This window comes from Pseudomonas sp. 5C2 (assembly GCF_034314155.1).
In the GTDB taxonomy this organism is placed as follows: Bacteria; Pseudomonadota; Gammaproteobacteria; order Pseudomonadales; family Pseudomonadaceae; genus Aquipseudomonas.
Map to the genome: position 1 here is coordinate 2,816,495 of NZ_JAVIWH010000002.1, position 26,185 is coordinate 2,842,679.

30 protein-coding genes and 1 pseudogene are annotated in these 26,185 nt (G+C 57.0%); 14 read left to right on the top strand and 17 right to left on the bottom strand.

Annotation, left to right across the window (positions count from 1 at the left end):
- The first annotated feature begins 401 nt into the window (after positions 1-401).
- Complete coding sequence (locus RGU44_RS25105; RefSeq protein WP_407074617.1) at positions 402-1,055, top strand: methyl-accepting chemotaxis protein; 654 nt, start codon at positions 402-404, stop codon at positions 1,053-1,055.
- Between the two features lie 45 nt (positions 1,056-1,100).
- On the opposite strand, the gene RGU44_RS13720 is transcribed toward RGU44_RS25105, so the two are convergent.
- Positions 1,101-1,595: a GNAT family N-acetyltransferase gene (locus tag RGU44_RS13720; RefSeq protein ID WP_322181174.1), complete on the bottom strand. Its 495-nt coding sequence runs from the start codon at positions 1,593-1,595 to the stop codon at positions 1,101-1,103.
- A gap of 202 nt (positions 1,596-1,797) precedes the next feature.
- Here RGU44_RS13720 and RGU44_RS13725 point away from each other — a divergent pair, with 202 nt between their 5' ends.
- Entirely contained in the window at positions 1,798-2,103 is a 306-nt protein-coding gene (locus RGU44_RS13725) for a PepSY domain-containing protein (RefSeq protein ID WP_322181176.1), read from the top strand.
- On the opposite strand, the pseudogene RGU44_RS13730 reads toward RGU44_RS13725, so the two are convergent.
- Together RGU44_RS13730 and RGU44_RS13735 are read right to left on the bottom strand one after the other, a co-directional pair.
- Positions 2,089-2,541: pseudogene (locus RGU44_RS13730) on the bottom strand (PQQ-dependent sugar dehydrogenase); the annotation flags it as partial. The gene RGU44_RS13725 and the pseudogene RGU44_RS13730 sit on opposite strands and share 15 nt — an antisense overlap.
- A 63-nt stretch (positions 2,542-2,604) precedes the next feature.
- Positions 2,605-2,970 (bottom strand): hypothetical protein, encoded by a 366-nt coding sequence (locus RGU44_RS13735; protein WP_407074615.1) that lies wholly within the window; start codon positions 2,968-2,970, stop codon positions 2,605-2,607.
- 251 nt (positions 2,971-3,221) lie between these two features.
- Here RGU44_RS13735 and RGU44_RS13740 point away from each other — a divergent pair, with 251 nt between their 5' ends.
- The gene (locus RGU44_RS13740) at positions 3,222-4,052 is read left to right on the top strand and encodes an AraC family transcriptional regulator (RefSeq protein ID WP_322181179.1); all 831 of its coding nucleotides are present in this window, start codon (positions 3,222-3,224) and stop codon (positions 4,050-4,052) included.
- 6 nt (positions 4,053-4,058) lie between these two features.
- Here the strand turns inward: RGU44_RS13740 and RGU44_RS13745 are convergent, their stop codons facing one another.
- The 4 genes from RGU44_RS13745 to RGU44_RS13760 form a co-directional block, all read right to left on the bottom strand.
- On the bottom strand, positions 4,059-4,646 hold the full coding sequence (locus tag RGU44_RS13745) for a LysE family translocator (protein ID WP_322181181.1): 588 nt from the start codon (positions 4,644-4,646) through the stop codon (positions 4,059-4,061).
- Between the two features lie 197 nt (positions 4,647-4,843).
- Positions 4,844-5,281: a nucleoside deaminase gene (locus RGU44_RS13750; protein ID WP_322217544.1), complete on the bottom strand. Its 438-nt coding sequence runs from the start codon at positions 5,279-5,281 to the stop codon at positions 4,844-4,846.
- An 87-nt stretch (positions 5,282-5,368) separates the two neighbouring features.
- Entirely contained in the window at positions 5,369-5,872 is a 504-nt protein-coding gene (locus RGU44_RS13755) for a hypothetical protein (RefSeq protein ID WP_322217546.1), read from the bottom strand.
- The gene (locus RGU44_RS13760; RefSeq protein WP_322217547.1) at positions 5,869-6,426 is read right to left on the bottom strand and encodes a GNAT family N-acetyltransferase; all 558 of its coding nucleotides are present in this window, start codon (positions 6,424-6,426) and stop codon (positions 5,869-5,871) included. The genes RGU44_RS13755 and RGU44_RS13760 overlap by 4 nt, the downstream gene beginning before the upstream one ends.
- Before the next feature lie 463 nt (positions 6,427-6,889).
- Between RGU44_RS13760 and RGU44_RS13765 the strand changes: the two genes are divergently transcribed.
- On the top strand, positions 6,890-7,309 hold the full coding sequence (locus RGU44_RS13765; RefSeq protein ID WP_322181187.1) for a GNAT family N-acetyltransferase: 420 nt from the start codon (positions 6,890-6,892) through the stop codon (positions 7,307-7,309).
- A 111-nt stretch (positions 7,310-7,420) separates the two neighbouring features.
- Positions 7,421-8,290, top strand: coding sequence for a methyltransferase (locus RGU44_RS13770; RefSeq protein ID WP_322181189.1), 870 nt, complete (start codon positions 7,421-7,423; stop codon positions 8,288-8,290).
- A gap of 20 nt (positions 8,291-8,310) precedes the next feature.
- Here the strand turns inward: RGU44_RS13770 and def are convergent, their stop codons facing one another.
- From def to RGU44_RS13785, 3 genes are all read right to left on the bottom strand, one after another.
- The gene (gene def / locus RGU44_RS13775) at positions 8,311-8,850 is read right to left on the bottom strand and encodes a peptide deformylase (protein WP_219064638.1); all 540 of its coding nucleotides are present in this window, start codon (positions 8,848-8,850) and stop codon (positions 8,311-8,313) included.
- Positions 8,851-8,897: 47 nt separating this feature from the next.
- A complete protein-coding gene (locus RGU44_RS13780; protein WP_322181192.1) occupies positions 8,898-9,857 on the bottom strand; it encodes a YihY/virulence factor BrkB family protein in 960 nt (319 codons plus the stop codon).
- A gap of 246 nt (positions 9,858-10,103) precedes the next feature.
- Positions 10,104-10,295, bottom strand: a complete 192-nt coding sequence (locus tag RGU44_RS13785) for a CsbD family protein (RefSeq protein WP_322181194.1) — start codon at positions 10,293-10,295, stop codon at positions 10,104-10,106.
- 257 nt (positions 10,296-10,552) lie between these two features.
- Here RGU44_RS13785 and RGU44_RS13790 point away from each other — a divergent pair, with 257 nt between their 5' ends.
- A complete protein-coding gene (locus RGU44_RS13790) occupies positions 10,553-10,933 on the top strand; it encodes a hypothetical protein (RefSeq protein WP_322181196.1) in 381 nt (126 codons plus the stop codon).
- Positions 10,934-11,060: 127 nt separating this feature from the next.
- Here the strand turns inward: RGU44_RS13790 and RGU44_RS13795 are convergent, their stop codons facing one another.
- A complete protein-coding gene (locus RGU44_RS13795) occupies positions 11,061-11,897 on the bottom strand; it encodes a S1 RNA-binding domain-containing protein (RefSeq protein ID WP_219064633.1) in 837 nt (278 codons plus the stop codon).
- A gap of 361 nt (positions 11,898-12,258) precedes the next feature.
- On the opposite strand from RGU44_RS13795, the gene RGU44_RS13800 reads away from it, so the two are divergent.
- From RGU44_RS13800 to RGU44_RS13810, 3 genes are all read left to right on the top strand, one after another.
- Positions 12,259-12,447, top strand: a complete 189-nt coding sequence (locus RGU44_RS13800; protein WP_219064632.1) for a hypothetical protein — start codon at positions 12,259-12,261, stop codon at positions 12,445-12,447.
- Positions 12,448-12,630: 183 nt separating this feature from the next.
- Complete coding sequence (locus RGU44_RS13805) at positions 12,631-13,128, top strand: hypothetical protein (RefSeq protein ID WP_322217551.1); 498 nt, start codon at positions 12,631-12,633, stop codon at positions 13,126-13,128.
- Positions 13,129-13,291: 163 nt separating this feature from the next.
- Positions 13,292-14,017, top strand: a complete 726-nt coding sequence (locus RGU44_RS13810) for a TorF family putative porin (RefSeq protein ID WP_322181200.1) — start codon at positions 13,292-13,294, stop codon at positions 14,015-14,017.
- 117 nt (positions 14,018-14,134) lie between these two features.
- Here the strand turns inward: RGU44_RS13810 and RGU44_RS13815 are convergent, their stop codons facing one another.
- Positions 14,135-15,481 (bottom strand): DEAD/DEAH box helicase, encoded by a 1,347-nt coding sequence (locus RGU44_RS13815; RefSeq protein WP_219064628.1) that lies wholly within the window; start codon positions 15,479-15,481, stop codon positions 14,135-14,137.
- A 201-nt stretch (positions 15,482-15,682) separates the two neighbouring features.
- On the opposite strand from RGU44_RS13815, the gene RGU44_RS13820 reads away from it, so the two are divergent.
- Positions 15,683-16,951 carry a mechanosensitive ion channel family protein gene (locus RGU44_RS13820; protein ID WP_322217553.1) on the top strand — a complete coding sequence of 423 codons (1,269 nt, stop codon included), beginning with the start codon at positions 15,683-15,685 and terminating at the stop codon, positions 16,949-16,951.
- On the opposite strand, the gene RGU44_RS13825 is transcribed toward RGU44_RS13820, so the two are convergent.
- From RGU44_RS13825 to RGU44_RS13835, 3 genes are all read right to left on the bottom strand, one after another.
- Complete coding sequence (locus RGU44_RS13825) at positions 16,935-17,813, bottom strand: carboxylate/amino acid/amine transporter (protein ID WP_322181295.1); 879 nt, start codon at positions 17,811-17,813, stop codon at positions 16,935-16,937. The two genes, RGU44_RS13820 and RGU44_RS13825, sit on opposite strands and share 17 nt — an antisense overlap.
- Positions 17,814-17,952: 139 nt before the next feature.
- Entirely contained in the window at positions 17,953-18,552 is a 600-nt protein-coding gene (locus RGU44_RS13830; RefSeq protein ID WP_322217556.1) for an FMN-dependent NADH-azoreductase, read from the bottom strand.
- A 176-nt stretch (positions 18,553-18,728) separates the two neighbouring features.
- Complete coding sequence (locus RGU44_RS13835) at positions 18,729-19,043, bottom strand: 3-phosphoglycerate kinase (protein ID WP_322181299.1); 315 nt, start codon at positions 19,041-19,043, stop codon at positions 18,729-18,731.
- 48 nt (positions 19,044-19,091) lie between these two features.
- Between RGU44_RS13835 and RGU44_RS13840 the strand changes: the two genes are divergently transcribed.
- The 4 genes from RGU44_RS13840 to RGU44_RS13855 all read left to right on the top strand — a co-directional run bounded on the left by RGU44_RS13840 (position 19,092) and on the right by RGU44_RS13855 (position 23,504).
- Positions 19,092-20,015, top strand: coding sequence for a LysR family transcriptional regulator (locus tag RGU44_RS13840; RefSeq protein WP_322181301.1), 924 nt, complete (start codon positions 19,092-19,094; stop codon positions 20,013-20,015).
- A gap of 14 nt (positions 20,016-20,029) precedes the next feature.
- Positions 20,030-20,830, top strand: a complete 801-nt coding sequence (locus RGU44_RS13845; protein WP_322217558.1) for an alpha/beta hydrolase — start codon at positions 20,030-20,032, stop codon at positions 20,828-20,830.
- 157 nt (positions 20,831-20,987) lie between these two features.
- Entirely contained in the window at positions 20,988-21,557 is a 570-nt protein-coding gene (locus RGU44_RS13850; protein WP_322181306.1) for a peptidylprolyl isomerase, read from the top strand.
- A 114-nt stretch (positions 21,558-21,671) separates the two neighbouring features.
- Entirely contained in the window at positions 21,672-23,504 is a 1,833-nt protein-coding gene (locus RGU44_RS13855) for an ABC transporter ATP-binding protein (protein WP_322217560.1), read from the top strand.
- A gap of 27 nt (positions 23,505-23,531) precedes the next feature.
- Here RGU44_RS13855 and RGU44_RS13860 read toward each other — a convergent pair whose 3' ends face one another.
- Both RGU44_RS13860 and RGU44_RS13865 read right to left on the bottom strand, forming a co-directional pair.
- Entirely contained in the window at positions 23,532-24,656 is a 1,125-nt protein-coding gene (locus RGU44_RS13860; protein ID WP_322181310.1) for a GNAT family N-acetyltransferase, read from the bottom strand.
- Between the two features lie 194 nt (positions 24,657-24,850).
- Positions 24,851-25,972 carry a beta-ketoacyl-ACP synthase III gene (locus RGU44_RS13865; protein WP_322181312.1) on the bottom strand — a complete coding sequence of 374 codons (1,122 nt, stop codon included), beginning with the start codon at positions 25,970-25,972 and terminating at the stop codon, positions 24,851-24,853.
- Positions 25,973-26,185 lie beyond the last annotated feature (213 nt).

Genomic DNA, 26,185 nt, shown 5'->3' on the forward strand with positions numbered 1-26,185 from the left:
TATTCAGCATGGCGATCACCGCCCTGCTGTTCTCATCATTCGGGCCTAAACGCCTGGCGGTGCGCCTGAGCGACATGACGCAAGTGATCCGCACCATCGCCGAGGGCGAAGGCAACCTGCGTCAGCGCCTTGATACCGAGAAGATGGCCAACGACGAAACCGGTGACATGGGCCGCTGGATCAACAGTTTCATCGACAATCTGGATGCGGTGGTCGGTCAGGTGATCCACGCCTCCAAAAGCATGGGCAAGACTAATGCACTGATGCTCGGCAGCAGCCAGGAAGCCGGTTTTACCTCCACCGAAGTGGCTGAAGCGGTAAACCGCATGATGCTGATCGTCGAGGGGCAACTGAGTGAAATCAACCAGGCGTCATTGACGGCCGAGCAGATGAAGCAGGCCATGGACGACGTGGTTCGACGTGCCCGCGAGCAGTTTGAGGCGGTCCGCGTGGGCACCCAGTCGATTCGCGACGTGGTCGAGCGCTCGGCTTCCAGTGTGCAGTTGCTCGACAGCCGAATGTCGCAGATCAGCCAGATCGTCGGCCTGATCACCAACATCACCAATCAGACCAACCTGCTGGCGCTCAATGCCGCCATCGAAGCCGCTCGCGCCGGTGAGCACGGTCGTGGTTTTGCGGTAGTCGCCGATGAAGTACGCAGCCTGGCAATCCGTACCGCCAGTGCCGCCGATGACATTAAACACATGGTCGAGGGGCTGCAAAGCGAAACCCAACAAGCCGTGGCCTTCATGGAGAGCGGCGTGCAGGACGTCGACAACCACCTGCGAACCACCGAAGACGCTTCATCGGAAAACGCTCAGCTGCACCATGAGGTTGAAAGCATGATCAGCATCATCCAGCAGCTCAGCGACCGCAGCCTGGATTATGGCAAGACCATCAAGCGCGTGGACCTGGCCTCAGGCGAGATGCGCCAGACCGTAGTTGTGTTGCAAAGCAGCGCGGAAACCGTACGCCTGAATGCCAACAAACTGCAAAAGCTGGTGGGCCAGTTTGAAGTCAGCAGCGGGCGGGAGAGAAGCGCTTTGGCTTCGTAGATATACGGCCTCACTGATGCTTCGACAAGGACGTCGTCCCCTCAGTTACCGCCCAGGCGTAACTGCCGACTCTGGCAGCACCTTCTCCATGTACAGACTGCGCAAGATGATGCCGCTGGGATGAACGTATTCCTCGTCCCTCATCGCGATAAACCCGGCCGCCTGATAGAACGCAACAGCATTCAGCGAGGAAAACAGATATACGCGCCTGAATGCGTGTTGCAACGCCAGTGCTTCGATGCCCTGCAGCAAGTGTTTGCCGATGCCTTTTCCGCTGTGGTCCGGGTCGACGAAGATGGCATCGACTTCGCCGGTTTGCAGGTCGAGGATCGCATAGCCCCGCAGTTGGCCGTCCTCTTCGGCGATCAACGCGCCTTGGCTGGCAATCAGTCGGAGGTACGTCTCTGGCGCGGTCGTCGCACTCCAGATGTCGATCTGTGCCGGCGAGTAATGGCCCGCGCAACTGACCCGCACCGCGCGGGTTCTGAGCGCCCACAGGCGCGGTATATCGTCGATGAATGCCGGTTTGAGTTCGATCATTGCCTTGTTCACACACCCTGTCGAGAAGTTGTTCAACTGCGTTTGGCTCGACGTGCGGCCGCTTGCCCTTGCACGGAAAGATCCCTGTCACCGTCGTCATGGCACAACGGTATTTCCAGCGAACCGGAGACAATTAAGCCTGAATTAAGTCTGAGTGGTTACTCTGGACTCAACCAAACAGTTGAACCCAAAGGAAAATCCAATGAAAACCTTGAATGCCATGTTCGCCATCCTCGCCCTGACGGGTGTCGCGGGCCTCGCACAAGCGGATATCGGGCCCGATGAAATCGTTCGCCTGCACAAGGCTGGCACCGTAATGGACTTCGAAGTGTTGAACAAAGCAGCGCTGGTCAAACACCCTGGCGCAACCCTGCACAGTACCGAACTGGAAAACTCCTACGGTCGCTACATCTACCAAACCGAAATGCTCGACGCTAAAGGCGTCAAATGGGATGTAGACCTGGACGCCAAGACGGGTGAAGTACTGAAAGACAAGCAAGATACCTGAGTGAGCATCATTGTTGCCCGGCCAACTTTCGAATTGCAGACGAATCAACGTCTCTGCCGCCAGCGCCCCTATAAACAGATTGTGGTTCCAAGGCTTGAAGCGATTGGAATCGTAGAACGCCATGCCGCTGATGGCTGGGGACTTTTCCCATACATGGCTGGGCGCCACGGTGCCTTCGACGGTTTTGCCCTTGGCCTCCGGCGCTCTGCCGTCAGGGAAGATACGCACGACCTTGCCTTGCAGCTTGTCCAGATCCTGAGCCGTCGGGCGGTTGTTGTTTTCGCCCAAGGTGATGAACAGATAGCCATCGCGGTCGAAGACCATGCGCGAGCCGAAGTGATTACCCGTCGACAGTTTCGGTTCCTGACGGAAAATCACGTTGAAGTTCTCCAGCCCGCTCATGTCGAGGGAGAGCCGGCCACGACCTACAGTCGTGCCGCCAGCAGGCTGAACAAGGCACTGGCACAGAGTGTCGCGATCAATGTTTCCGTCGCACGCAGTTCAATTCAGGTCCCCGCGCTGGATTTTCGTGGCGCCCCCGGACGGTTGCTGGCGGGTCGGATAGCCATTGCGGATGCCACCGTTCTCTAGAGTGGGGGGGCGCGGATTGGGGACCGTGTTTGGCCCGCGTACCGGAGGAGTACTGGATTCCGTGCCTTGCCGACTATTGGGATTGGCGCGACGGATAGGGCTGTTATAGGGGTTATTTTTGCTGTTCTCGAGCATACCCGGTGAACTGGCACCCGCGAGCATCAGGTCACGATCCATAGGGGCTGAAGCGGTTTGGGAGTGGGCCATGCTGGTCATGCCCATCCCCAGAAACCCACTCAGCGTCAGTGTTGCAATACTGCGCACTAGACTATTCATCGCTTACCTTCTGTTCGAAACGGTCACGACACAGACGTTTGATAACCGTTGCGTCTCTAGGTTCGTCCTCAAACTGCAAACAGATCAACCTATGCGGGAATCAGTGTGTAACAACAATAGTCTGCGCCACTGCACGGCTCCTATTCCAGTGGCAAAGCGTTCCTGTCATGCGCCGATTTGACTGAATGCGGTTACAGTGATCGGCACGGATTCTGATCCTGTCAGCCCGAGATGAAGGAGTGGTGGCAATCATGGAAAAAACAGCCGAACAAGAGGTCACAGGCCCACAGTTTTGGCGCGATGAATACCTGCCATTCATCGAAGCCCGGTCGATTCAGGATGGGCGGCAGATCTGCTATGACCGACACGCCCATGAAACTTTTTCCATCGGCGCGGTTACAGGCGGGCGCAGCACGTACCTGAACGGGCGCTCGCAGGAGCGCATCGGAGCCGGAGTGGTAGTGCTCATGAACCCGGACGATGTTCATGCCTGCAATCCGCTGGATGATCATCCGTGGTCTTATCGAATGATGTACGTGGATGTTGCTTGGCTGACGCGCCTTCAACATGAACTGGGCTTTAGCGAAAATCAGGACTTCAGAGCGTTTTCGGCGATCATGAGCACGGAGCCTGCGCTATATGACGGGCTCAATCGCCTGTATGCGATGCTCATCGACGCCCAAACCGATACGTTGCATAAGCACACTGCCGTTATCGAGTTTTTCACCCATGTACAGCAGACACTCAACCCTGCTCCGGCCTTGGCCAAAGATGCCAACTTCAAACTTAAACGTGCTGCGGACTTCATCAGCGAGCACTGCACGCGATCATTGAGTCTGGAAGAAATCTGCGCGTCGGCTGACTTGTCGGCCTCCTACCTGATCCGCGCGTTCAAGCAGCACTACGGCATGACGCCACATGCATACCTGATAAACCGCCGCCTACAATTTGGCCGCGCACAGCTCAAACGGGGTCATCGGATTGCGGATGTCGCCCTTGAGGCGGGCTTTGCCGATCAGGCGCATTTTCAGCGGGCATTCAAGCGCTTCCATGCCGCCACGCCACGCCAATACCGAGGCTGACGGGGGTCAAGCGACCAGCAGGTACACGGCGCTGCCGGCCAACAACAATGCCATCGCACGATTAAACACACGAACCCGCGCCGGCACCTGTAGATAGCTGCGCAGGCAGGTGCCCGCATAAGCCCAGCAGGCAATCGAGCCGTAGCAAACCACGAAGTACACCCCCGCAAACTGCCAGATCAACAGGTCTGCGCCATTGGCCGCATACGCTCCCATGCCTGCCAGCGATGCCAGCCACGCCTTGGGATTGAGCCATTGCATCGCTGCCCCGTATAAAAATGACGGGCCCTTGACCTGCTTCCCGGCGCCCAACGTGCCGTTATCCACCGCCAGCTTGTAAGCCAGGAACAACAGAAAAGCCACGCCCGCCCACTGGATGACCTGGGTCAGGAACGGCCAATGGCTAGACAGTTCATGCAACCCCAACCCAATCATCAACAGCAACACCGTGAAGCCCACAGTCGCACCACTCACATGCGGCAGACTGGCACGAAAGCCGAACTGCGCACCGGAACTCAATGCCACGATGTTCACTGGCCCTGGCGAAATAGAAGACGCCAACGCGAACGCGGCCATGGATATAAGCATGCTCATTTAATACCTTCATTTTTTACGGCGTTTTTTGAGATAGCCGTACGAAGGTAAAGACTGAGCGCCCTCGGTTATTGAACAAAATAACCCTGTGTCGCGATCAATACGGCAGCTGAGCGCGGGCTTGCCTGCGAAAAGGCACTCTTTCAGAGAGCCATGACACTCACTTGCCTATGTTTTTTATCTAATGCATGGCGGGCTTATTCGCCGATGTCTTCGTTCCACAACTCAGGCTTGCTGGCGATAAAGCCGCGCATCAACTCGATGCAGGTGTGATCCTGGACCACATCGACCTTCACGCCTCTGGAGCGCAACAATGCTTCCTCACCCATGAACGTCTGATTTTCGCCCACCACGATTTTTTGAATGCCATACAGCAGGATCGCGCCGCTGCACATCGCACACGGCGACAACGTGGTGTAGAGCACGGACTCTTTATACGTGCGCGCCGGTAAACGACCCGCGTTTTCGAACGCGTCCATCTCCCCGTGCTTGATCGCACTGCCCTCCTGTACTCGCCGATTGTGCCCACGGCCAATGATCTGCCCCTTGTGCACAATCACCGAACCAATCGGAATCCCGCCCTCGGCCAACCCCAGTTGAGCCTCTTCAATCGCCGCCTGCATGAATGGGTCCATGATTCCCCCTGCTGTTGAACAGATAAAAAGAACAGATCCGACCACCGCGGCTCACCGACAGTTTGCCCGTGCGTGATGGCCTGAACGCTAATGACTAACCGTGTCCTGCGCATCAAGCAGTGCTTTGGAGACGAAGGTCTCAAGCAGTTCGTCAGACTTTGCTTTCATGCTCATTCCGACATCCTTCTGTCTGGCGCGGAATTTATTGGCCAGCGCAGACGAAGGGCTTCCTTCATTCAGCTCGCGCAGTTCGTCAGGAGTGAAGGACTCCGCATAAGCGGTGGCCATGTTGCTGTTCCACTGCTCTTGGTAACGCGGCTGAAGGTGCTGCAACGCATCTTGGACCGTGGTTTGCGCCTGGGTCTTGCCCACCTTCTGCACAAGGGTTGCAAAGGCCACGGTGCGCGAGGCGACCTGATAACCGAGCCAGGCAAGGCTGTCGCCCAAGTGGCGCTGCTGAACGAATGCCAGCGCGACATCATTGCCCTGTCCGGCCAGCGCACTGCGCGGGCCTGCCAGCAACACAAGGATCAGCAACCCAAGGATCACATTGCATGCCGTCTGCGAAAACGATGTGCGGTATTTCGTCATGTCGCCCTCTTGGCAACAGCACTGGGTGAGTTCCAGTCCGGCAGCGTCATCCGATAGATCTTGACCCCGCGCCGATGGTATTGGCTGTGGATGAACGTGTTGAAGCCTAGCTTCTCAATCACATTCACCGACGCGATATTTTCCGGCTCGACAATCGCGATCACCGAATCGATGCTCAGCGTTTCGAACGCGTAAGTCAGAGTGGCCATGGCCGCCTCCGTCGCCAAACCCTTGCCCCAGAAAGCACGGCCCAACCGATAGCCGATTTCCACTTCCTCGGCACCTTCCACGGGTTCGGCATTCAGACCGCAGAATCCGACAAACGCCGATGAACACTTCTCGACCACCGCCAACGGACCGAAGTCATTGGCCTGATATGAAAAAAAACACCCGGCCACGAACTCACGCGTCGCCTTCTCGGTCAACACACCCCTGACCGAATGCCGCATAACCTGTGCATCACCCAAAATCAACGCGAGGGCGGGCACATCCTCGGCCGTCAACTCGCGGATAATCAGTCTGTCGGTTTCTAAATGCAGTCCTGTCCTGCCCATTTGTGCCTCGTTGTCGCACGCATGGGGTGGATTTACGCACATCATCCAGCCCTTATGCGAGCGCTTCGCACCGAGCCGGGTGCGACGCGACCTAATGGCTGAGCGTCTGGTTGAAGGCGTCGACGGGGAAATCGACTTTAGGGAAGAGTCGCAGATAAAAACGGAGCCTGATAAGGCTCCGCAGGATTGGATCAATGACCAAAAGCACCGGCATCGGATTTTTTGGCTTTTTTATCAGCGCGTTTTTCATCGAGGGTTTTAGCCGGTTTCTTCTTCGCGGCTTTCTTTGATTCCATGCCTTTGCTCATGATGTGCTCTCCACTGTGAGTGATCTTGCCTCAGTTATACACCTAATCGGATGCCACACTGGTACCGATTGCCGCGCGCTATGATGCGCTGCCCGTAAGGCCGTCTTTATAGATTAGGCCTTCTTTGATTTGTTGCCGCCGTGCTATCGAGCCTCATGTCCGCCACTCAGTTCTACGTGTTGTCCGAGCTGTCCAGACCACTGCTGGACAAGTTCTATCGAGCACACAAGTCACCGATGCGTGCTGGCAAAGACGCGCAATTGTGGGTGGCGAAACAGACTGAAATCATCGGGGCAATGTGCCTGACGCCGGTCGCCAACGGGCATTGGCTGACCGGTTTGTTCGTCGCCCCCTTATTGCGCGGCCAAGCCATCGCCAGTCGCTTGCTCGGCGAAGCCTTGACGCACACTCGCGGACCGGTCTGGTTGTTTTGCCATCCGGAGTTGTTGGCTTTTTATCAGCGCGCGGGGTTCGAAGCGATATCTGTCTTGCCAGAACCGTTGTCAGATCGATTCGAGCGCTACACTCGCACCAAGGCCTTGATAGCGATGAGCCGATCAAACCTCCAGCCATAGAACCTTTAGTTCAGTGGCATGCGCAAAAATGTGTGATCGCAGGGGGTAAATCTGCGTGGTAGCCTCCGAGCTGGATGGGCTCGAGTCGGGCCTGGACGACAAGGACTGGTAATGAAACGTCAGCTTATCGCTTACTCCCTCACCACCCTGCTCGGGACCGCTCTGGTCCAGGCCGCCGAAAACCCTGCAACCACACACCCTGAAACACTGCCCGCGCTTGCTTTCGCCGTCACGGCAGAGCAGTTTTCCAGGGTGTTATCGGGGGCATGGAGATCACCGGAAAATCGTGCAAGGGATCAATATCGTCATCCGCAACAAACCCTGCAATTCTTCGGTGTGCGCCCCAATCAGACCCTGATTGAAATTACCCCCGGCAACGGCTGGTACAGCGAGCTGCTGGCGCCGTTGCTCAAGGACGAAGGTCATTACATTGCAGCTGTACAGACACCTGCCAGCGGCGATTATTACCGTAAGGCCGCCGACAGCCTGAAACAGAAGTTCGCCGCCGATCCAGCGCGCTATGGCAAGGCGCAGATCATTGAGTTCGACCCGCAAGCACCGGTCTTCGGCAAACCGGCGTCTGCGGATACTGTGCTGACGTTCCGTAATGTGCATAACTGGGTGATGGCTGACGACGCGCCAGCGATGTTCAAGGCGTTTTACGCGGTACTGAAACCGGGCGGTACCTTGGGTGTGGTCGATCATCGGGCCAAAGAAGGAGCCTCACTGGAGGCCATCAAACAGAGCGGCTATCTGCCCACCACGTACGTGGTCAAGCTGGCCACCGAAGCCGGGTTCACCCTAGCGGACGAAAGCGAAATCAACGCCAACCCAGCAGATACCAAGGACTACCCACAAGGGGTATGGACCCTGCCACCGTCCTTGAGATTGGGAGAACAGGACCGGGCCAGGTACCTGGAAATTGGCGAGTCGGACCGAATGACTCTGCGCTTCATCAAGCCGGTCCAGATCGCCCACTAAACATTCGCCTACCCGCAGACTCACTCGTCCGCGTCGGGGTCCATGTCCGGAAACAGCACTTCAGTGTAACCAAACTTACTGAAGTCGCTGATCCGCGAGGGGTACAACCGGCCGATCAGGTGATCACATTCATGCTGCACTACGCGGGCATGAAAGCCATGAGCAATGCGCTGAATCGGGTTGCCATCCGGATCGAAACCTTCGTAACGAATATGCTCGTAACGCTCCACAGCGCCGCGTAAACCCGGTACTGACAGACACCCTTCCCAGTCCTCTTCCAGGAATGGGCTGAGGGGTGTGATCAACGGATTGAGCAGAATGGTTTGCGGCACGGCATCCGCTTCCGGGTAACGCTCGCTGTGCTCGAAACCGAAGATCACCAATTGCAGATCGATACCAATTTGCGGTGCCGCCAGACCTACTCCGCCGACGCTGTCCATGGTCTCGAACATGTCTGCAATCAAGGCCTCAAGTTCCGGCGTACCGAACAGGGCTTCAGGTACCGGGGGCGCGATTCGCAGCAAGCGCTCGTCGCCCATTTTCAGAATTTCTCGAATCATAAAAAGCCTTATAGGTCAGCCAAGGGCACAATCGTGCCACATCATGCTCATGATTCGTCAGCCTTCACAGGCATCGGGATGGAATGATCACGCCCGAGCCCGGAGATGTGATGCTTGTCATCAGGCTGATGGCTAGCGCCGAATGCTTTGTCCCCCGGATTCTTGCCCTCGGCGGACATGTGTTCGATCACCGCATTCATTTCCGCGCCGAGCAACAGCACCGCCGCCGAAATATAGAAATACAGCAACAGCACAATGATCGCGCCGATGCTGCCGTACATGGCGTTGTAATCGGCAAACGTTTTCACGTAATAACCAAAGCCCAGAGAGGCCACAATCCAAACCACCACGGCCAGGACCGAACCGGGAGTAATGAAGCGAAACTTCTGCTCCACATCAGGCATGACGTAGTAAATCAACGCCACCGCCACCATCAACAACATGATGATCAAGGGCCAACGCAGGACGGTCCACAAGGTGACGATAAAGTCCTCCATGCCGATCTGCCCGGCCAGCCAGTTCATCACTTGCGGTCCGGTGACCATGAACGCAGCGGCGGCCAGCAACATTCCGGCAATACCCACGGTGTAGAGAATCGACAGAGGGAAACGCTTCCAGATTGGCCGCCCTTCCACCACATCGTAGGCGGCGTTCATGGCACTCATCATCAAGCGCACACCCGCCGAGGCGGTCCATAGCGCGATAACGATACCGACCGACAGCAACCCGCCCTTGGACTGCTGCAACTGATCAATCACTGGATTAACCTGCTCAAGCGCCTGTGGCGGCAACACCAGTTCCGATTGCAGGCGCAGCCAGGAGAAAAAGTCCGGCAGGTGCAGAAAGCCGATCAGGGCGATGAGAAACAACAGAAACGGAAAAAGCGAAAACAGCATTTGATACGCTAATGCCGACGCATAGGTCGACATTTCATCATTAATGAACTCGTTGACGGTATGCACCATCACCTTACCCAATGGAAGCTGGCGCAACTCCGGAAAAATCATCGTATCTCCTTACCCTACAACTCAAGCCGACTTCATTGATCGATAGGTGGGCGCTTCAACTGCTCAGCCTTTCTGTCCACAGGCAGGCGTTCTACCTTAAGGTAGCCCAATTGGCGACGCCAAAGAGGTATCAATCCTTTTCCGGTTATTCGGCCCATTACTCAAGCCCTGTAAACAGCGTGATCAGATAGAGCAACGGCCATCAAAAGATGACCGTTGCGATTCACTGCTAGCTCACTTACATACTCAGATTTTATCGACACCCTTTTTCACCGCATCCTTTGCTTTGCCTACGGCTTCCTGGGCTTTACCTTTGATTTCCTGGGCCTTGCCTTCAGTCCTGAGTTTCGGGTTGTCAGTGGCTTTGCCAATGCCTTGCTTGACGTTACCCACTGCTTCGTTGGTCATGCCTTTGATTTTATCGCCACTGCTGCTCATGGTGTTTCTCCAGGGTAGGAAAATAAGCGTCATAACCTCGACATAAGGATTGACCCACCTCCGTCGCGCAGAGTTTCAAAAAATTTCCCAGTCGGTATTTCCGTTCGTCGCAGACTCAATGCTCTAAAACCCGGCCATTTCACCGCGTAATGCAGGTTTAACTTTAAGTTTGCGCGACAACCCCCGAGAATGCGCAACGCAGTCAGGCTGTGGTGGTCAAGGCCACCGCGCTGTACACACAGATCCACAGGAACGTTATGAAACTCGATAAAAAGCTGGCCATCGCTCGTAGGAACCAGGAACTCGGCGGTGCCGTGCTCGGTGTCAACAACACCCATTTCACGGTGCTGAACACCAACAAGAACATCTGGTGGTTTGACCTGCCCATGAGCCGCCTGAAGATCGGTCAATACGAGTGGGTGCACTTGCTACTGCACACACCGAGCACCGATGAACTGCTGCACTTGAAAGTGCCAACGGTGTATCTGCGCGATCATATGGAAGGCCTGGTGGTCCGCAACAAGGACAAACGCAACTCGAGCCTCAGCCTGGAACTGAGCGCCGACAAGGACTCGTTCCTTAAAGACGTTCGCCCAGCGGGTGCCAATGTGCCGTTCGCGTCCTTCGTGCAGAAATAGGCCCCACGAGACATCCCTGTGAGATTGAGCCGACGGCTTGGGCTTTTTCCTCGAATGGGCCGCGGACCGAACGCACTGCAGGGCCACACCGTGGCCTGTCGGCATTGCGTTCGGAAAGGCTGAGCCTTCAGACCAGCTCGATGCGATCCGCGTGAATAACGATCTGGCCCTGCTTGTACAGCGCACCAATCGCTTTCTTGAAGTTACCTTTGCTGACCCCGAACAAGCCGCTGATCACTTGCGGATCGCTCTTGTCGCTGACCGGCAGCACGCCGTTGTTTTCCCGCAACTTGGTGAGGATCTTCGAGTTCAGACTGCTGGCCGCTTCCTCACCCACCGGTTGCAGGCTCAGGCTGATATTGCCGTCCGCGCGAATTTCTTTGATGAAGCCTTTCTCTTCTTTGCCCGGGCGCAAGAATTTGAACACTTCGTTCTTGTGAATCAGGCCCCAATGCTTGTTGTTGATAATGGCCTTGAAGCCCATGTCCGTCGCTTCAGCCACCAGCAAATTGACTTCTTGTCCGACCTTATAATCGGCGGGCGTCTTGTCCAGATAGCGATCCAGCCGGGCGGTAGCGGTGATCCGGCGCGTGTGCTTGTCCAGATAAACGTGGACCACGCAATAATCGCCAGCCTGCAACGAATGCTTTTCTTCGGAGTAAGGCAGCAACAGATCCTTGGACAGGCCCCAATCAAGGAAAATGCCAATGCTGTTCACTTCAAGGACTTTCAAGCTGGCGAACTCACCGACCTGGACCTTGGGTTTCTCAGTGGTGGCAATCAGCTTGTCGTCACTGTCCAGGTAAACGAAGACATTGAGCCAGTCTTCATCTTCGCTGGGAATATCTTTCGGGATATAGCGATTGGGCAGGAGGATTTCGCCGTCCTGAGCGCCGTCCAGATACAAACCAAAGTTAGTGTGTTTTACCACTTGCAAGCTGTTGTAGCGCCCGACTAAAGCCATTTCCAAATACCCTCATTACGTGGGCGGCATTCTACCCGAGTTTGCCATTGTGTTCGCGGCTCCCGCCGACGAGGCGCGAGGCCGATAAGAAAGACTATAACAATCAATGACTTGCTCATAACGCCGAGCGTCCCGCGCCTCCGCTCGTCAGATCAATAGAGGCCCTGGCCCCACCGCTCTATTCCAGGTAAATCCGCTCATGAAATAACTTCTCAGTTAAAACAGTCAGTTGCGGCCAAATACCGTGACAACCTGTCCAACAGGAGAGGCCCAAACCCATGCGTTTCAGAGCTATATTTACCAAGCAATTGTCAAGCATTTCATATACAATTGCTGGCCGTATTGAATTTTACATAGGTTAATGGAAGCCATGCGCGTAAAAGCATCCAACTCGAAACCAAAGGCAGCTCCAGCCGTTGAGACCAGCGACTCGATCAACGCACAGATTGCTACGTTCCTGAAATCTGGCGGTCAGATTCAAGAGATTGCTAAAGGCGTCAGCGGCCAGACTTTCGGCCCGTCCAAGCAAATCACCCTCGGCAAGAAGTAATACCCCCGCCCCAGTTGTCGATCTCTATGCGCTTTGTTTTTCAAGGCGCTAGGGCTATCGATCCTTCGTTGCATGATCTTTTTCTCAAGCGTTGCCTTGCCCTTTGATACAGCTACGTTGCACAGCCGTAGCGGGACAGGCAGGATGATGACCTGACGGTCAGTTCCTTCCGCGGAATCCACTATGAACAAATGGATGCTTTTCTGCGCACTGCTTTGCCTGGGTGGTTGTGCATCACATCGTTGCGACACCTCAACCCGCTTCGACGAACCGTCCAGCGACACCCCCTGTCGCTCAGCGCATCTGCTTTATCAGAACGACATGCTCCAGGCCAAGCTGATGATCAGCGCAGGCGGTAGCGACAATATCGAACTGGCCAAGGCATTGCTCGAGCGCGCGGCCAGCCAGGATAGAAGCGGTGAAGCAGAGTTTTATCAGGCCGTCCTGTTGCTGCGTGCGAACAGCGATAACGCTGAAGCCATCGACCTGCTCGAACTGGCAGCCAAGCGTAATCATCCACTGGCAATCGCCCTGCTCGCCCAGCAACTGGCCAGCAGCGACGCCAAAAAAGCCGAACAGTACCGCGCCGACTATGCCGACCTGGATGTCGCCAAGAGCGGTTACCCGTCGTTCGATCAAGCCCTCCATGTAACCAACGGCTTGATCACTCCGGCGCTCTAATCTCACAACAATTCGCCCGGATCGACGAACGGTCCGCGTCTTCCGTATTTCGCCGGTATCCTTGCACGGCTCTATTTCGCGGGTTCCGCGTGATCCTGCGCGCAAATCCAGAGGCGCGCGAACGTCACCCCTGACACTCCTTCGCCTTTTTCAGGAGTGAAGCATGTTCACGTACACCTATCGAGCGCTGGCGCTCAGCGCCTTGCTGGTCTGCCAGTCGGCCTCCGCGCAACTGCTGGAGCGCGACCTCGGCGACTTCGACCTCAAGCTCGGTAGCACACCGGCGCGCAGCATGGCGCAAGGCCTGGTGAAGCCTACCGGTGTCGGTTCGTTCCATGGCGGGCTGGACCTGACCCACGACAGTGGCTGGTACGCGGGGCAATGGTCACCCAGCGTGGGCGCCACCTCCAGCGCTGCCCTGGAAGTGGATTCGTACCTGGGCTTCAAGAAACCCTTCGATAAAACCCTGGGCTATGAACTGGGGATGATCCGCTACACCTACCCGGACGCAAGCCAGACCGACAGCCACCAGTTCTACGCCGGACTGACCGTGCTGGGCAGCCGCTTTGGCGCTGCACTGAGCAACGACCCCGGAAACCGCAACAGCACCTTGTTCGTTGACCTGGGCACACTTCAGCCGCTGGGTCTTGGCCTCCGGGTGCAGTACGCCAATCATCAGTTCGATACACCGCAATTGATCAGCGACGGCAGCGCGGTCAGCGCCTTCAATGACTGGTCACTGAATGTCTCGCGCCCCTGGTTTGGGGTCGACCTCAATCTGACTTACAGCGACTCCAGCCTGAGCGGCAACAGCTGCAGTGCTTACACGGGGCATAATACCCAATGCGAAGGAATGTTCACGCTCAAGGCAGTGCGCTCGTTTTTCTGAGGGACTGAACGGCTGTATTCCGGTAAGTGCCATTACAAAGAGCGAGTGCATCGCCCATAAAAAAACCGGCCCCCTTCAAAACACAAAGGGCCGGTTTTTTTGTGGGTTGCTTAACGCTTACTCAGCTGCTGGCGCTTCTGGCTTGCGTTTTTTCAACGGAGCCTTGCCGTCTGCACTGACCAACGACAACGCGTCGGTTTTTGGCCGGTTGGTTATCTTGCGTTTGGTCGGCGCCTTCGCGCTGCCTTTCTTGTCGGTTTTCTTGTCGCCGGTCTTTTTCTTCTTCACGCCGACAGCCTTGCCCGACGCCTTGACCTTTTTCGGTCCGCCGTAGGTGCCTTTGACTTCCTTGATCACACGACGCTCGAAGCTCTGCTTCAAATAGCGCTCGACGCTGGACATCAAGTTCCAGTCGCCATGGCAGATCAGCGAAATCGCCAGACCTTCGCCACCGGCACGGCCAGTACGACCAATACGGTGCACGTAGTCATCGCCGCTGCGTGGCATATCGAAGTTGATCACCATGTCCAGACCTTCAACGTCCAGACCACGGGCCGCCACATCAGTGGCTACCAGGATCTTCACGCCGCCCTGCTTCAGTCGGTCGATGGCCAGCTTGCGATCTTTCTGGTCCTTGTCGCCGTGCAGAACAAATGCCTTGTACTCCAGCGCGACCAAACGACCATAAAGGCGGTCGGCCATGGCGCGGGTGTTGGTGAAGATAATAGCTTTTTGATACGTCTCGTTGGCCAACAGCCAATGGACAATCTTCTCTTTATGGCTGTTGTGGTCGGCAGTGATGATCTGCTGACGCGTACCCGCAGCCAGCTCACTCACGCTATTGACTTGCAGGTGCTGTGGATCCGTCAGGATCTTGCTGATCATTTCGCGCAGGCCGGCACCGCCGGTGGTTGCCGAGAACAGCAGGGTTTGCTCGCGATTCTTGCACTCGCCGGCCAGACGTTCGACGTCTTCGGCAAAACCCATGTCGAGCATGCGGTCGGCTTCATCAAGCACCAGCACTTCAACCTGCGACAGGTCCAGGTTACCGGCGTTGAGTTGCTCCAGCAGGCGCCCAGGGGTGCCGATCAGGATGTCCGGAACCTTGCGCAACATGGCAGCCTGGACCTTGAAGTCCTCACCGCCAGTGATCAGGCCGGATTTAATGAACGTGAACTGGGAGAACCGCTCGACTTCCTTGAGGGTCTGCTGCGCCAGTTCGCGGGTCGGCAGCAGAATCACTGCGCGAATGTCGACGCGAACCTTGGACGGGCCCATCAGGCGATTGAGGATTGGCAGCACGAAAGCCGCAGTTTTGCCGCTGCCGGTTTGGGCAGTCACCCGCAGGTCATGCCCTTCCAGCGCCAGCGGGATGGCTGCTGCTTGCACAGGCGTAGGCTCGACAAATTTAAGCTCGGCCACGGCTTTAAGCAGGCGTTCGTGCAGGGCGAATTGGGAAAACACGGGTGCTACCTCGACGAAAAACAAAAAAACAGTCGCATAGCCTAACGGTTTCGAGCGCCGAGGCCGAGTTTCTTTACGACATAAGGGCTATTTCTTTAATAAAAGGTGAGTTTTTTGTTACTCGATTTGCACACGACGGACGATCAGGGGGCAGGAATGTTCTAATTGCTGACCCTAATGACAGGACTATCACTCGCGCCCATGGACATTCAAACGGTATGGCTACGCACCCAGGAACTCTGGGGCATGCTCGATCAACACCCTGTATTGCATGCTGGTTTGGGGTTGGTACTGCTGTTGGTTGTCGCGCTCGCGCTAGGCCGAGTGGCGCGTTTCGTTATCCTGCACATGGCCAAATTACTGGGCCGACAACCGGCTATGCACTGGATTGTCGATTTACTGCACAACAAGCTTTTTCATCGGTTGGCGCAGATGGTGCCCTCTCTGGTCATCCAGTTCGGCCTGAACCTGGTGCCGGAACTGAGCAATGCCAGCAAGCACTTCCTCGGTAATGTGGCGCTGGCGTTCACCATCCTGTTCCAGGTGCTGGCCCTGGGCGCCCTGCTCAATGCCCTGCTGGATATCTACGCCCGCACCGATCACGCCCGCACCCGCTCGATTAAAGGCTACGTGCAACTGGCGAAGATGATTCTGTACATTTTTGGCGCAATCATTATCGTCGCGACGCTGATAGACCGGTCGCCGCTGCTGCTGTTGTCGGGCCTGGGCGCAATGTCGGCAGTGATTCTGTTGGTCTACAAAGACACCCTGCTGTCATTCGTCGCCAGCGTGCAGTTGACCAGCAACGACATGCTGCGGGTCGGCGACTGGATCGAAATGCCGCAAGTCGGTGCCGACGGTGATGTGGTCGACATCACGCTGCACACGGTCAAAGTGCAGAACTTTGATAAAACCATCGTCTCGATTCCGACTTGGCGAATGATGTCCGAGTCGTTCAAAAACTGGCGCGGCATGCAGCAATCCGGCGGACGCCGGATCAAACGCAGCCTGTTCATTGATGCCAGCGGCGTGCGTTTCGTGCGCGATGACGAAGAGCTCAAACTCACCCAGATCCATCTGCTGACTGATTACATCGGCCGTAAACAGGCCGAACTGAAGAGCTGGAACGAAGCCCAAGGCAACGTCGCAGCACTGTCCGCCAACCGTCGACGCATGACCAATATCGGTACATTCCGCGCCTATGCGCTGGCTTATCTGCACAGCCACCCGGATATCCAGCCGGACATGACCTGCATGGTCCGGCAGATGCAGGCCACCGCACAGGGCATCCCCCTGGAAATCTACTGCTTCACTCGGACCACCGCCTGGGCCGACTACGAGCGAATTCAGGGCGACATCTTCGATTACCTGCTGGCGGTGATGCCAGAGTTTGGCCTGAGCCTGTATCAACAGCCCAGCGGTATGGATTTTCGGGCTGGATGGACAGGCAACGCTAAATCAGCCGATTAGCAACGGCACCCTGGCGCCTGGCGCCCCATCGACTGATCCACACCGACCCCACGATGACCATCCCGCCCACGAACAACCGGCCCAGGTTTTCGTGCTGATTCCACAGCAACAGGTTGATCAGCAACCCCACCGGCACGTGCAGGTTGTTCATGACCGCCAGGGTGCCGCCGTTGACCAGGCACGCGCCTTTGTTCCACCAGTACATGCCCAGCGCTGTAGAGCACAGCCCCAGGAATAACAACACGATCCATTGTTGGGGAGCTTCGGGCAAATGCTGCGTATTACCAAACAACAGGAACGCCGGCAAGGCGACGGCCAGTGCCCCCAGGTAGAAATAGCCGAACCTGCGGTAATGAGGCAGATCACTCGGGTAGCGTGCCACCAGATGCTTGTACAACACTTGCCCGGCGGCGTAGGTGAAGTTGGCCACCTGCAACAACAGAAAACCGCCGAAGAAGTCAGAGTCGATCCCGTCGTAGCGAATGACTCCGGCGCCCAGTACAGCGACCAACGCCGCCAACAAGGCCCAAGGGTTGAAACGGCGATTCAGTGCGTCTTCGATCAGGGTTACGTGCAACGGCGTGAGAATGGTGAATAACAGCACTTCGGGCACGGTCAGCACGCGAAAGCTCAAGTACAGGCACACGTAGGTGACCCCGAACTGCAAGGCGCCAATCAGTAGCATGCCGCGCATGAAGCCGGGTTCGACCTGACGCCAGCGTGTCAGCGGAATAAACACTAACCCGGCCAAGACCACCCGAATCAGCACCGCGAAGTAGCTGTCAACGTGCCCTGCCAGGTACACGCCAATCAGGTTGAACGAAAACGCCTGAATCAGCGTCACGAATAATAGATAGCCCATGCTCGCCCCTTTTCAGTGGCGGCGACCTTAGCGTTTCGGGATCAGACAGGCAATAAAAAGCCCGATCAGCACAAAAGGATGATCGGGCAGTGCACCTAAGGAGCAACAGGTACCAAGGGAAGTCGGTGGAGCGCGGGGGTCAGGCGACCTGGGCGAGTTTTGCTTTGGCCTGATTCAGGCCTTTCTCGAGGAAGTCACCGCCCATGTTCAGGCCTTCGGCGTGGATGAAGGTGACGTCGTGGATGCCGACAAAACCGAGCACTTGACGCAGGTAGGGCTCCTGATGGTCGAGGCTGCTGCCCGCATAGATACCGCCACGAGCGGTCAACACATGGGCACGTTTGCCGATGAGCAGCCCCTGAGGACCTGTCTCGCCGTATTTAAAGGTCACGCCAGCACGCAGCACATGGTCGAACCAGGCTTTGAGGGTGCTGGGGATCGCAAAGTTGTACATGGGCGCGGCCAACACCAACACATCTGCTGCGACCAGTTCATCCGTCAGCTGAGTGGAGCGCTCAAGGGCCAGTTGCTCGGTTTCATTGCGTTGCTCGGCTGGTTTCATCCAGCCTCCGAGCAAGGTTGAATCCAGATGCGGCACAGGGTTGATCGCCAGGTCACGCACGGTTATCTGATCCGCCGGATGCGCAGCCTGCCATTGGCTGATGAATTGCTGGGTCAATTGGCGTGAGACCGAGTCTTGCTGGCGGGCGCTGCTTTCAATGATCAGTACGCGGGACATGGGATGTTGCCTCCATCGAAGAGTGTCTTGAGTCGATGGAGTGAAGGTTAAACAGGAGCGAATCGATTAAAAAGCGTAAAAACCTGCTACAAACCATCTAATAAATTGTTTTATCGAAAACGGGGCATTACTCTCGCTGAAGAGCGGAAGCAGCCCCGAGCGCCCGAGCGAGCGTTTTATTTAGGCGCGCAGGTCAGCTTGATCCGCAGTTTGATGATGCTGCGGCTGAACTTGGCTGAGACATCCACACTGCTTTTAGGAGGGATCTGCACCCGCCGAGTACGTGGTGCTTCGGGGCCATTGCTGAACACCACCGTGCACTGCGCATCAGAAGCACCATAGTTGTGCAGCGTAATAGCGCCCATGTCGTAGTCGGTATCGTGGCTTGTGTAGTCGACCTGGGCACCGTTGTATTCCTTTTCCACGTCAATCGGATACGCGAAAGCAGTGACGGGCAACAACGCCAACAACACACAACAGAATTTTTTCATTCGGCAGTCTCCAATTTGGAGTGCCAGCTTAGACAAGAGGAGCGAGTGATGAAAGCGCCCCGCGTGACCCTGGATCAATGGCGGACACTGCAAGCGGTGGTCGACCACGGTGGCTTCGCCCAAGCGGCCGAAGCCTTGCACCGCTCACAGTCTTCCGTGAGCTACACCGTGGCCCGGATGCAAGACCAGCTTGGCGTGCCGTTATTGCGTATCGACGGGCGTAAAGCGGTGTTGACCGACGCTGGCGGGGTGCTCTTGCGTCGCTCCCGGCAGTTGGTCAAGCAGGCCAGCCAACTGGAGGACCTGGCCCACCATATGGAACAAGGCTGGGAGGCAGAGGTACGGCTAGTGGTCGATGCAGCCTACCCTAACGCGCGACTGGTGCGTGCCTTGACCGCGTTCATGCCGCAAAGCCGTGGCTGCCGCGTGCGGTTACGCGAGGAAGTGTTGTCCGGGGTCGAAGAAGTGCTCCTTGAAGGCGTCGCCGATCTGGCCATTAGCGGCTTCAGTATCCCTGGGTACCTGGGGACCGAAATGAGCGCCGTCGAGTTCGTCGCCGTCGCTCACCCTGAGCACCCGCTGCATCAAATGAATCGCGAGTTGAATTTCCAGGACCTGGAAAGTCACCTGCAAGTCGTGATCCGCGACTCCGGCCGTCAACAGCCCCGCGACGTCGGCTGGCTGGGCGCTGAACAACGCTGGACGGTTGGTAGCCTAGCAACCGCCGCAACCTTCGTCAGCAGCGGTTTGGGCTTCGCCTGGCTGCCACGGCACGTGATCGAGCGTGAACTCCAGGAAGGCACACTCAAAGCCCTGCCGCTGGATCAAGGCGGCAGCCGTCATCCGGTGTTCTATCTTTACTCGAGCAAGGACAAATCGCTGGGGCCCGCGACGCAGATTCTGATCGACCTGATCCGCACCTTCGACACGGCCCCGCTGAGCGCCGCATTTGCGGCCCCACAACAAGCCTGACAGGGAAATCGACCATGGCCTTTTTTGAGCATGACGGCTGTTCATTGCACTACGAAGAATATGGTCAGGGTTCGCCGCTGCTATTGGTGCACGGCCTGGGTTCAAGCTGCCAGGACTGGGAATACCAGATCCCGACCCTGGCCGCGCGCTACCGCGTCATTGTCATGGACATGCGCGGCCACGGTCGCTCCGACAAGCCCAACGAGCGCTACAGCATTCCCGGTTTCGCCGCCGACGTCGAAGCGCTGATTGAACATTTGCAGCTGGGGCCGGTGCACCTGGTCGGATTGTCGATGGGCGGTATGATCGGCTTTCAATTGGCGGTCGATCACCCGTCCTTGCTCAAAAGCCTGTGCATCGTGAACAGCGCGCCACAAGTCAAACTCAAAACCGCCAACGACGGCTTGCAATGGGCTAAACGCTGGGGCCTGGGGCGGCTGTTCAGCATGTCCGCCATCGGCAAGGGCCTGGGCCAGACCCTGTTCCCCAAACCCGAGCAAGCCGACCTGCGCAACAAAATCGCCGAGCGCTGGGGGCAAAACGACAAACGCGCTTATCTCGCCAGTTTCGATGCCATCGTCGGTTGGGGCGTGCAGGAAAAACTGTCACGAATCAGTTGCCCGACCCTGATCGTCAGCGCTGATCACGATTACACCCCGGTGGCCTTGAAAGAAGCTTACATGGGCCTGATCCGCCAGGCTCGACTGGTGGTGATCAAGGACTCCCGGCACGCCACGCCGCTGGATCAACCTGAAGCATTCAACCGGGAACTGCTGGCATTTGTCGATGACGCTGAAGCGGCTTCAGGGCGATGAGTGAACCGTAGGGGGCACCTCCATCCGGGCGCTATCCGTTCGGACAGTGCGCCCGGCACTGTCCAAAAAAACCCAAACGTGCTTACCTTGTGCCCTTGATCGCACCCGCATGAATTGCTTTTTTGCAGTCGAAACCACTACCCAGGATCACTGACCCATGCTGAAAAAAATCGTCCTCGCCGCTTGTTCCGTGCTGTTCGCCGCCAATCTGATGGCCGCACAACCGACCGCCAAGCCGACCCACGTGCTGCTGACCACCGACATGGGCGAGATCGTCATCGAGCTTGAAGACACCAAGGCGCCGATCAGCACCCAGAACTTCCTGGGCTATGTCGACAGCGGCTTCTACGCCAACACCATCTTTCACCGGGTCATTCCGGGCTTCATGATTCAGGGCGGCGGGTTTAATCAGTACATGGTACAAAAACCGACCAAAGACCCGATCAAGAACGAAGCCAACAACGGCCTGCACAACGTGCGCGGCACGATCGCAATGGCGCGGACGTCGGACGTAAACTCGGCCACTAGCCAGTTTTTCATCAACCACAAAGACAATGACATGCTCGACAACGGCGCTCGCGACTTCGGTTATGCGGTGTTCGGTAAAGTCATCAAAGGCATGGACGTGGTCGACCAGATCGCTCAGACGCCTACCAGCACCCAAAAAGGCATGCAAAACGTACCCTCAACCCCTGTGTTGATTAAGTCAGCCAAACGTATCGACTAAGTCGATGCACATCGGGCCGCCTGAAACCGCCGTGAGCAACGTCGGAGGCAGGCGGTGTGATGAGGGAAGTTTTTCACCTGCAAGGAGAGCCCGCCGCGGCGGGCGTCAGAACCAATGTTCTATCGTCGTTTTGAACAACTGATCGATATTTTCCGCGACGCCCCCACTGCCGCCCCACCGAACCAAGTCCTGCCGTTTTACATCTATTACCTGCGTCAGGTCTGGCCGAGTTTCGCCGCGTTGTTGGTGGTCGGGCTGATTGGCGCCCTGATCGAAGTCGCGCTGTTCAGTTACCTGAGCCGGATCATCGACCTGGCCCAAGGCACCCCCAATGCCGATTTCTTCAGTGTGCACAGCACTGAGCTGATCTGGATGGCCGTGGTTGCGCTGGTGTTCCGACCGATCTTCGTCGGCCTGCACGACCTGCTGGTGCATCAGACCATCAGTCCTGGCATGACCAGCATGATTCGCTGGCAGAACCACAGCTATGTGCTCAAACAGAGCCTCAACTTTTTCCAGAACGACTTCGCCGGACGCATCGCCCAGCGGATCATGCAGACCGGTAACTCGCTACGTGATTCTGCGGTGCAAGCGGTGGACGCGTTGTGGCATGTGCTGATCTACGCCATCGGCTCGCTGGTGCTGTTCGCCGAAGCCGACTGGCGCCTGATGATCCCGCTGTTGGCCTGGATCGTCTGCTACATCCTCGCCCTGTGCTACTTCGTGCCGAGAGTCAAAGAACGCTCGGTGGTGTCGTCGGAGGCCCGCTCCAAGCTGATGGGTCGGATTGTCGACGGCTACACCAACATCACCACCCTCAAACTGTTCGCTCACACTAATTTCGAGCAGCAATACGCTCGGGAAGCGATCAGAGAACAGACCGAAAAAAGCCAACTGGCCGGTCGGGTGGTCACGTCCATGGACACGGTGATCACCACCATGAACGGGGTGTTGATCGTCAGCACCACCGGCCTGGCGCTGTGGTTGTGGACTCAATCCTCGATTTCGGTCGGCGCCATTGCCCTGGCAACCGGGCTGGCGATCCGCATCGTCAACATGTCCGGCTGGATCATGTGGGTGGTCAACGGCATTTTCGAGAACATCGGCATGGTCCAGGACGGCCTGCAAACCATTGCTCAACCGGTCAGCGTCACCGACCGCGAGTCAGCGCCTGCATTGAAGGTCGAGCGCGGCGGTGTGAAGTTCGAGCATGTCGATTTCCACTACGGCAAAAGCAGCGGCATCATCCACGGCCTGAATCTGGACATCAAACCCGGTGAAAAAATCGGCTTGATCGGGCCATCCGGCGCGGGCAAATCAACGTTGGTCAACCTGCTCCTGCGCCTGTATGACCTACAAGGCGGGCAGATTCTGGTCGATGGGCAGGACATTTCTCACGTTGCCCAGGAAAGCCTGCGCGAACGCATTGGCATGATCACCCAGGACACCTCGCTACTGCACCGTTCAATCCGTGACAACTTGCTCTATGGCAAACCCGACGCCACCGATGCAGAACTGTGGGAAGCGGTGCGCAAGGCTCGCGCCGATGAGTTTATTCCACTGCTATCCGACGCTGAAGGCCGCACAGGCTTCGACGCGCATGTCGGCGAGCGCGGGGTCAAACTGTCGGGTGGTCAACGGCAGCGGATCGCTATTGCCCGCGTACTGCTCAAGGACGCGCCCATCCTGATCATGGACGAGGCGACCTCAGCCCTGGATTCGGAGGTTGAAGCGGCGATCCAGGAAAGTCTGGAAACCCTGATGCAAGGCAAAACGGTGATCGCCATCGCCCACCGACTCTCGACTATCGCCCGCATGGACCGCCTGGTGGTTCTGGAAAAAGGCCAGATCGCCGAGAGCGGCACCCATGCTGAATTGCTGGCCCATGACGGCCTGTATGCGCGGCTGTGGCAGCATCAGACCGGTGGGTTTGTCGGAATTGATTGAAGGTGGCTCGATCAGCTGCCTTGAACCTCAATCCTGCCGATACGGCAACGCTGCTCGAGCCTCTTCGGCGTAGGCCAGGATGCCTTCGCTCTCCTGGTCGAGGAAGTCGCTGACCGCCGCCTTCAACCCTGGATGCGCCAGGTAATGCCAGGAGTGGGTGATGACCGGTTCAAAGCCTCGAATCAACTTGTGTTCGCCCTGAGCGCCGGCATCAAAACGCTGCACCCCATGGGCAATCGCGTAATCCATGCCTTGGTAAAAGCAGGTCTCGAAGTGCAGCCGGTCGAACTCGGCCAGACACCCCCAGTAGCGCCCATAGAAACTGTCGCCGCCAATCAGGCTGAACGCCATCGCCACCGGCCTTGAACCCTGCTTGGCCAAGACCACTCGGATCGCTTCGGGCATACGCTCTGCCAGGAGGCTGAAGAACTCGCGGGTCAGGTACGGCGTTTGTCGACGTACTGCATAGGTGTTGGCATAGCAGGCATACACGAAGTCCCATTGCGCTTCGCTCAGTTGATGGCCTTCGAGCCATTCGAACTCAATGCCCTGCCCCGCCACTTGTTCGCGTTCTTTGCGCATCTGCTTACGCTTACGGGAACTCAAGGCGTCGAGAAAGTCCTGGAAGTCGCGATAACCACGATTCTGCCAATGAAACTGGCAACCCAGCCGCTGCAACCAACCCTGCTGTTCCGCCAGCAAGGTATCGGCCACCGGATCGGTGAAGTTGATGTGCACGCTCGACAGCTTTTCGATTTCGATATAACCGGGCAGGCTCGCCAATAGCTCAATCCCGGCTTCCGGGGTCGCCGACAGCAAACGCGGCCCGCTCACCGGGCTGAACGGCACGGCGACCAACAGCTTCGGGTAATAGTCGATACCGGCGCGTTTGCAGGCATCGGCCCACGCGTGGTCAAACACGTACTCGCCATAGGAATGCCATTTACGGTAGCTGGGCAGCGCCGCAATCAGTTGGCCGTTTTCGTAGTGCAGCAAGTGTTCTGCTCGCCAACCTGAATGTGGGCCGAGGCTGCCGCTGTCTTCCAGTGAGCTGAGGAAGGCGTGGCGTAAAAAAGGCTGGGCAGTGGGCACCAAGGCATCCCACAGCTCAGGTGCCAGCGCTGAAAGGCTGTCCAAACGTTGTAGCGGCATCAGCATTCCCCACGCGTTATCGCACACAAGCCTGGCGAGTATCGCGCATCCTCTGAGTAAGCCGAAATAAAAAAAACGGACGAGACAGCGCCGTTACCACGTCTAAATCCTTGCCGAATACCTGCTGCTCATGCACCAGGTGTCGGCCGATCTAACCCGAATAGGCAATCGGCGCCTCAAAGAGACATCGTCGATCAATGCTTACGCAGAATTACGCTGCCGATTGAGTAGCCAGCACCGAACGAGCTGAGCACGCCCAGTGCGCCACTCGGCAAGTCGTCTTGGTATGTGTGCAGCGCGATCACTGAACCGGCCGAGCTGGTATTGGCGTAAGTGTCGAGAATCACTGGCGCCTCTTCCAGCGAGGCTTCGCGGCCCAGCAGTTTTTTCACAATCAAGTGGTTCATGCTGAGGTTGGCTTGATGCAACCAGAAACGTTTGATGTCCCTGACGTCCAGAGCGTTTTCCTGCAAATGGGTGCCGATCAGCTCTGCCACCATCGGGCACACGTCACGGAACACTTTGCGGCCTTCCTGAACGAACAGCTTGTCCGGGGCACCGATGCCCTCTTCTGCCGCGCGATTGAGGAAGCCGAAGTTGTTACGAATATTGTTGGAGAATTTGGTCAGCAGTTTGGTACTGACAATGTCGAACTGATGCGGTGAGGTCGCCAGGTCCGCGCGTTCAATCACCACCGCCGTAGCGGCGTCGCCGAAGATAAAGTGGCTGTCGCGGTCACGGAAATTCAGGTGGCCGGTGCAGATTTCCGGGCTTATGACCAATACCGCCCGGGCCTGGCCCAACTTAACGGTGTTGCACGCTTGCTGGATGCCGAACGTCGCGGACGAACAAGCAACATTCATGTCAAAGCCGAAACCCTGGACACCCAGCGCTTCCTGAATTTCGATAGAGATCGCCGGATAAGCACGTTGCAGGTTGGAGCAGGCGACAATCACGCCGTCGATATCGGCAGCGGTTTTGCCTGCACGTTGCAAGGCTTGTTCGGCGGCAGCGACGCCCATCTGGCAGAGGATCGACCACTCGTCATTGGAGCGCTCTGGCAAACGCGGCGCCATGCGCAGCGGATCGAGAATGCCTTCCTTGTCCATGACGAAACGGCTTTTGATGCCGGATGCTCTTTCGATAAAAGCTGCGCTCGACTCTGTCAGCGCCTGAACGTCTCCACGCTCAATCGCTGACGCGTTTTCGGCATTGAACAGGGCGACATAGGCATTGAAGGACTGCACCAGCTCATCGTTGGAAATGCTGTTGGCCGGGGTATACAGGCCAGTGCCACTGATGACGACGTTATACACGGTCGTTCCTCTCTTATTGATCGTTGCAAGCAACGACTTGCTGGGCTTGAAGATTGGTACAAACGTACCAATACGTACGAAAAACTGTCCCGTTAAGGCACGGGTTTCAGGTTGGATCACTTGGCAGGCGGGCCGACCTTCGGCGACTGAGCTTCCGTTTTCGCGAATTCACTCGCGAAAACGTCGGCACGGTCAGCAACGTTCTATCAGACA